Annotated in this window: 1 protein-coding gene; it reads right to left on the minus strand. The window is 50.9% G+C overall.

What is annotated here, in order from left to right; translation table 11 throughout:
• On the minus strand, positions 1-644 hold a 644-nt coding region (locus tag ACTXGO_RS15730), incomplete at both ends, for a hypothetical protein (protein ID WP_443575177.1).

Raw genomic sequence — 644 nt, forward strand, 5'->3', positions numbered from 1 at the left:
TGTTCAAAGCCAGCCTCTTTAGCATTTGATGCGCTATTGAGCGTTTGGGTCAGCTGCTCGCATAATTGCTGCGCTTGCTGACTGGTCTGCCAGTTTATTGCAACATCAGGGCTACCCGACTGCCCCATGACGCTGACCAAATACTCACAAGCCAATTGCACGTAGCTTTGTTTAAAGATATTGGCATTATGAATATTGCTAGCGCCTAGCTCCGAATGTGTCTCTAGGGTCGCCTCTACACTCTCTTGCTTACCGTCGTAAGTGGCGACAAACTCACGCATCACCGCCGTCATATCTTCTACTAGCAAGACTTTGGCAGTATCACTACCGAGGCTGCGGCGCAACTGCTCAGCAATCACAGCTCTATCCGTCCAGTTGCGCGCGCGCGTAAGCACTGACTCATTCAACCAGTTGTCATAACCAAATTGGCGCAGACCCTCTAACCCTAACGCCTGCACAAGACCCAACTGCCAATAAAACAGCTGCGCCAATCCCCGTACTTGCGGGGTATAAATGAGCAATCCCGCCTCGCGTAGGGTCGGTAGTATCTGTAGCAATAACAGCGTGGCATCGTGATCATGAATGCCCTTGTCATAGCCGAGCTGATAACGCGGCGTAGCATAAGCTTTGACTAGTTTGGCAAG

The sequence above is a fragment of the Psychrobacter sp. T6-1 genome, from assembly GCF_052258445.1.